This is a genomic window from Nonomuraea aridisoli, from assembly GCF_003236395.1.
In the GTDB taxonomy this organism is placed as follows: Bacteria; Actinomycetota; Actinomycetes; order Streptosporangiales; family Streptosporangiaceae; genus Nonomuraea; species Nonomuraea aridisoli.
In genome coordinates this window covers 1-6375 of record NZ_POUD01000397.1, presented here as the reverse complement: position 1 = coordinate 6375, position 6375 = coordinate 1, and the positions used below count along the sequence as shown (strand labels likewise).

The window sequence follows — 6375 nt, the reverse complement described above, 5'->3', positions numbered from 1 at the left end:
GCCGGCCCGGGAGCCGCTGCTGAAGGTCTCGGTCAGCGTCTCGCTCGGCCTGCCGGTGCTCGGCGGCGGTGACGGCGGTAGCGACGGCGACGGCGGGGGCGGCGGCGGTGGCGATGGAGGCGGCGGGCTGGTGGACGCCGGCATCGGCCTGGGGCTCGGCTCCAGCCTGCTGGGGTTCGCGGTGGTGCCCGGATCCGTGCTGCTCGCCCACCGGCTCGTCGTCCGCAAGGTGCGAAAGGGTCGCGATACCGAAAAGACGTGAAATAGGGGCAAGATCGACCGATTTCCTACTATCGTGCGTCCGAAAGAGGGCGCCCCTGGCCTGACCAGCTCATGGCCGGAGCCTGCCCTGCGCGCTCGGGGTGAGGAGAAGAGTGGCGGTACGGCGGGCCATGACCGCAGGCACGGCCGCGCTCACCGCGATGCTCCTGGTCACGGCGGTGTCGGCGCGGGCCGAGCCGAAACCCGCGGTGAAGCAGCTCAAGAAGGAGTTGTCGGAGCTCCAGAAGGACGCCGACAAGCTCATCACGGACTACTACGCCGGCCGCATCGCCCACCAGAAGGCCGAGAAGGCGGAGAAGGCGGCGCGGGAGAAGCTGGCCGCCGCCCAGGAGGTCTACGACCACCACTCCACGAGCCTCAGAGCCATGGCCGTCGCCCAGTACGTCGGCGGCGAGCCCAGCCAACTGGCCCTGCTGACCGGCAATCGCGACCCGTCGGCGCTGCTCGGCCGGATGGCGCTGGGCCAGCACCTCATCGACGTCCAGGACGCCAGGGTGCGCGGCTACGCGGAGGTCAGAGACGCCCGCCGGCAGGCCGGCGAAGAGGCCGAGGCCCGCGCGGACGACCTGCGGCGGACCGTCGAGGACCTGGGCGAACGCAAGGAGAAGGCCGAGCGGCAGATCGAGAAGATCAAGGACAGGATCGACCTGCTCTACACCGCGCCGGGGATCCGCCGCCCCGACGGCACGTGGGTGCCGCAGCTTCCCGACGGCCCCGACAACATCACCCCGAGGATGCGCCTGGTCAGGAACCTCATCGAGGACCGGTTCGAGGTGCCGTTCGGGATCGGGTGTTACCGGCCGATCCAGGACGGCGGCGAGCACCCGCTCGGCCGGGCGTGCGACTTCATGCTGAGCCAGGGCGGCGCGATGCCGTCGGCGGCCGAGCTGGAGCGCGGCGACGAGATCGCCGCCTGGGCCGTCAAGAACGCCAGACGGCTCGGCATCATGTACGTGATCTACCGCCAGCGCATCTGGCACGTCAGGACGGGCTCCTGGCGCCCGATGTCCGACCGCGGCGGCACCACGGCCAACCACTACGACCATCCGCACATTTCGGTCTATTGACCGGTCGGCTCAACGGGTGCTTACTGAAGGTCGCAAACCAACCTTGATCGGAGCCTCCCGAAAGGACCCCTCCGGTGTTGCGTGAGCGCCTCGTGTTATTGCTGGCCGTGCTCCTCTCCCTGTCGTCCCTGGTGGGACAGGCACCGTCCGCCTCGGCCTCGGCCGCCCCCGAGCGGAACGGGCTGCGCGGCGACTACTACCTCGCCTCGGCGGCGGGCCGGTTCGACTTCGCCGAGCTCAAGGCGAGCGTCGTCGATCCCGACCTCGACCTGGCCGACCTGAACCCGGTGTTCCGGCAGCTGACCGGCCGGGAGGACGACGTCACCGTCCGGTGGACCGGCCGGATCGAGGTCCCGCGCTCCGAGACGTACACCTTCTCGATGATCGGCGACAACGGGTTCCGCCTCTGGGTGGACGGCCGGATGGTCATCGACCACTGGGTGGACGACTGGGACGTCGAGCAGACCGGCGAGCCCATCGCCCTGGAGGCGGGCAGGAAGTACGACGTCAAGGTCGAGTACTTCGAGCACCACGGCGGCGCCCACCTGCGCCTGCGCTGGCAGAGCCCGAGCGTGCCGAAGGCGATCGTCCCGATGGAGGCGTTCACCGTCCCCGAGGACTTCCGGCCTCCCGGCCCGCGCGACGCCCGGCTCGGAGAGGCCGGGGACGTCGCGACGCTGACGTTCGACGCGCCGCTGGCGCCGCTGCCCGAGGGGGCGGCCGAGCGGCTGGCGCTCACCGTCGGCGGCGCCGCCTGGCCGGTGACCTCCGCCGTCCTCAGGACGCCGGAGACCGTGGAGCTGAAGCTGCGGCATCCGGTTCCCGCGAAGGCGGGCACCACCGTCCGCACCTCTTACGACGGCGACGGCATCACGTACGCCGACGGCACGCCGCTGCCTGCCTACACCTACGTCCCCGTGGTCAACGCCTCCGCGTACGTGCTGCGCACCCGATGGGCCGCCGAGGTCGATCCGGCCGCCCCGCTGCCCGAGTACCCCAGGCCGCAGCTCGTCCGGGACCGCTGGCGCAGCCTCAACGGCACCTGGCAGTTCGCCCCCGCCGAGGAGGGTGAGGCCGCGCCCGTCGGGCGTGAGCTGCCCGAGCGCGTCGTGGTGCCGTTCCCGGTGGAGTCGCAGCTGTCCGGCGTCGGCCGGCACGAGGACCGCATGTGGTACCGCAGGACGTTCGAGGTGCCCCGCACCTGGCGCGGCGAGCGGCTGCTGCTGCACCTCGACGCCGTCGACTGGCACGCCACCGTCTACGTCAACGGCCGGCGGGTGGCCGACCACAAGGGCGGCTACGACCGCATCACCGCCGACGTGACCGGCGCGATCCGGAGCGGCGGCCCGCAGGAACTCGTCGTCGGCGTGTACGACCCGACCGACGAGGGCGCCCAGGCGATCGGCAAGCAGCGGCTCAATCCGAGCGGCATCTGGTACACCGCCGTCTCCGGCATCTGGCAGAGCGTCTGGATCGAGCCGGTCCCCGCCCAGCGGATCGACCGCGTGGACACCGTGCCCGACCTGCGCGGCGAGGCGCTGTACGTCACCGTCCAGGGATCACCGGGCACCGCCACCGTGATCGCCAGGGACGGCCGGCGCGTGGTCGGCACCGTACGCGGCCCCGTCGGCGAGGAGCTCCGCCTCCCCGTGCCCGACCCCCGGCTGTGGTCACCCGACGACCCCCACCTGTACGACCTGGAGGTCAGGCTCGGCAAGGACTCGGTGGAGTCGTACTTCGGGATGAGATCCGTCGAGGTCTCCGGCCACCGCATCCTGCTCAACGGCCGGCCCGTCTTCCAGATCGGCCCGCTCGACCAGGGCTTCTGGCCGGACGGCATCTACACCGCCCCGACCGACGAGGCCCTGCGGTACGACCTGGAGCAGACCAAGGCCCTGGGCTTCAACGCCGTGCGCAAGCACGTCAAGGTCGAGCCCGACCGCTGGTACCACCACGCCGACCGGCTCGGCCTGCTGGTCTGGCAGGACATGCCGTCGGCCTTCCGCACCACCGACCGGGCGCAGTTCGAGGCGGAGCTGAAGGAGATGGTCGACCAGCACCGCAGCAGCCCGTCGATCGTCATGTGGGTGCCGTTCAACGAGGGCTGGGGCCAGTACGACCAGGCCCGCATCGCCGACCTGGTCAAGAGCTGGGACCCGTCGCGGCTGGTGAACAACATGAGCGGCGTCAACTGCTGCGGCGCCGTGGACGGCGGCAACGGCGACATCAAGGACTTCCACATCTACCCGGGCCCCGGCAACCCCGGCAAGCCGTCGGGCGGCCGGGCGAACGTCCTCGGCGAGTACGGCGGGCTCAGCCTGCCCGTGGTCGGCCACACCTGGTCCGGCGGCGGCTGGGGCTACGCGGCCGAGCCCGACCCCGAGGCCCTCACCGCCCGGTACGTGTCCATGATCGAGGAGATCCGGCGGCTGCAGTCGTGCGAGCAGCTCAGCGCCGCCGTCTACACCCAGACCACCGACGTCGAGACCGAGATCAACGGCCTGATGACGTACGACCGGGCGGTCACCAAACCGGACGCCGCCCGCCTGCGCGCCGCCCACGAGGCCCTGATCACCACCGACCCGCCCTGCGACGGGACCCGCTGAGAACGTGTCGACTAACGGACCCGGCCGCGCGGCTTGAGCGGCGTGCCGGGCAGGACGGGCGCGGGCAGCGGCTCGCCGTCGTACCCCTCGACGGCGCCGAAGCCCTCGCCCTCCATCCACTCCTTGCGGAAGGCGACGATCTCGTCGTGTGAGCGGCCCACGAAGTTCCACCACATGACGATCTCCTCCTCGAACGGCTCCCCGCCGATGAGCAGCACCCGCCCGTGACCCGACAGCCGCACCCGCGACCGCCCCGGCGGCAGGTACGTCAGCGCCCCGGGCTCCAGCTCGGCCACCTCGCCGTCGAGCAGCAGCACGCCGTGCTCGAACGCGGGATCGATCGGCACCTCGCACACCCCGCCGACCGCGATCTGCGCGCCCACGAGCGGGCTGTAGGCGGTCGCGGGCGAGGCGACCCCGCCCAGCAACCCCATGATGACGATCGCCTCGAACCCCGTGCCGGACAACACGGGCAGCGCCGGATGGTGCTCGAAGCCCGGCCCGGTGTGGCGGTGCTCGCCGGGCAGCGCCACCCACAGCTGCACCCCGTGCAGCACGGTCTCCGGCGACTCCTCCGAGTGCGCGATGCCGCGCCCGGCGGTCATGAGGTTCAGCTGCCCGGGGCGGATCTCCTGCAAAGTGCCGAGACTGTCGCGGTGCAGCACCTCGCCCGCGATCAGCCAGCTCACCGTCTGCAGGCCCGTGTGCGGATGCGGCGGCACGCGCATGGCCGCCCGCTGCGGCCCGTACGCGTCCACGAAACACCAGGCGCCGATCATCCGGCGGTGCACGTGCGGCAGCGTACGGCTCACCAGCATCGCGCGCGGACCGCCCAGCGGCACCTCGCGCCCGGTCAGCACCTCGCTGCCCGTGCCCTCCTCGGCTCCGCAGCGGATCTCCCGCGGGTCGCGTTCCAGATTGCTCACGGTAGGACTGTACGCCCCGCTCAGGCGGAGATCTCCCACCAGTCCTCCACCGGCGGGACGGCGGCCGTGTCGACCGCCTCACCCGGCCGGGGCACCACGATCGCGACGTCGCGCGCCTTGGCCTCGCGCCACAGCCGCTCCACCGGCTCGGCCCACGGGTGCAGGGCCAGCGTGAACGTCGCCCAGTGCACCGGCAGCAGCAGCCTGCCGCCCAGGTCGAGATGGGCGGTGACGGCCTCCTCCGGCGTCATGTGCGTGTCGGGCCAGGCGGGACCGTACGCGCCGATCGGCATCAGCGTCAGGTCGAACGGCCCGTGCGCCGCGCCGATGCCCTTGTAGCCCTCGAAGTAGCCGGAGTCGCCCGCGTAGAACACCCGCTTGGCCGCCCCGGCGACCACCCACGAGCCCCACAGGGTGTCGTTCGCCGCGAAGGAGGCCCGGCCGGAGAAGTGCCGGGCCGCGGTGGCGACGAACCGCAGCCCCGCCACCCGCGCCTCCTCGCCCCAGTCGAGCTCGATGATCCGGTACGCCGGCACGCCCCACCGCTCCAGGTGCGCCCCCACGCCCAGCGGCACCACGAACGGCGACTTCTGCGTGTACGTCAGATGGCGCACGGTCGCCATGTCGAGGTGGTCGTAGTGGTCGTGGGAGATCGCGACCGCGTCGATCGGCGGCAGCTGGCCGAGCTCCACGGGCACCGGATGGTGCCGCTTCGGGCCGACGAGCTGCGAGGGGGAGACCCGGTCACTCCACACCGGGTCGAACAGCACCCGCTTGCCCTCGATCTCCACCAGCGTCGAGGCGTGGCCGTACCAGACGGCGCGCAGGCCGTCGGCGGGCGGCTCGTCGGACGGCGGCACCCGCAGCGGGACGAAGCCGTGGGGGCGGCGCCGCCTGCTGCCGGACAGCTCGTCCAGCACGCTCGAGGCCGGCCTGGGCGGGTCGGGCATGGGGTTGACGAAAGCCCCGTTCACGAACTGCGGCGAGCGCCGTATCCGCGCCGCCCGGTCCGGCCCCGTCGTCAGAGGCCGCACGCCCAGCTCGGCCGGCACCTGGCGCACCGCCCATCCGGCCGCGGCCAGGGCCGCGCCGCCCACGACGATCCGCCACGCGGTCCGCATTCCTGCCATCGCCCACACTCCCCGAGAGGTCTCCTTCCCGCCCTGCGGGATTCCCGATAGGTCAAGGCCGTGATGATCGCCGCGCCGCCGACGCTCGCGGCATGGGGGATGCCAGCCCGCGTCACCAGGGCGGCGACCTCTTCCGGCCCGACGAACCTATCGGTCGTCGTGCCGGCGCCGCCCGGCAACCCCCCGGCGAAACGCTCATGCGCGGCGACCTTGACACCATGATGGCTCAGTGCCTCAATTGCGGACTTGTGCGCATGATCCTCGCGACCCTGGTGGTCGCCGCCCTGGTCACCGGGTGTTCGGACGCCGCCGCCGACGTGCCGCCCCCGGCCGATACCGTACGGGTCCGGCCCCCGGCGACGAG

At 72.3% G+C, this 6375-nt stretch carries 5 protein-coding genes; 3 read left to right on the top strand and 2 right to left on the bottom strand.

Going from position 1 to position 6375, the window contains the following annotated elements; translation table 11 throughout:
- The 3 genes from C1J01_RS50695 to C1J01_RS45160 all read left to right on the top strand — a co-directional run.
- Positions 1-262: hypothetical protein (locus C1J01_RS50695; protein ID WP_181449321.1), on the top strand; the 262-nt coding region annotated here is incomplete at its 5' end.
- Positions 263-392: 130 nt separating this feature from the next.
- Positions 393-1349, top strand: a complete 957-nt coding sequence (locus C1J01_RS45165) for a coiled-coil domain-containing protein (RefSeq protein WP_111185163.1) — start codon at positions 393-395, stop codon at positions 1347-1349.
- A 74-nt stretch (positions 1350-1423) separates the two neighbouring features.
- Entirely contained in the window at positions 1424-3955 is a 2532-nt protein-coding gene (locus C1J01_RS45160) for a PA14 domain-containing protein (RefSeq protein ID WP_111185162.1), read from the top strand.
- A gap of 11 nt (positions 3956-3966) precedes the next feature.
- Here C1J01_RS45160 and C1J01_RS45155 read toward each other — a convergent pair whose 3' ends face one another.
- The gene (locus C1J01_RS45155) at positions 3967-4881 is read right to left on the bottom strand and encodes a pirin family protein (protein ID WP_111185161.1); all 915 of its coding nucleotides are present in this window, start codon (positions 4879-4881) and stop codon (positions 3967-3969) included.
- A 20-nt stretch (positions 4882-4901) separates the two neighbouring features.
- Positions 4902-6011 carry an MBL fold metallo-hydrolase gene (locus tag C1J01_RS45150; RefSeq protein WP_181449320.1) on the bottom strand — a complete coding sequence of 370 codons (1110 nt, stop codon included), beginning with the start codon at positions 6009-6011 and terminating at the stop codon, positions 4902-4904.
- Positions 6012-6375 lie beyond the last annotated feature (364 nt).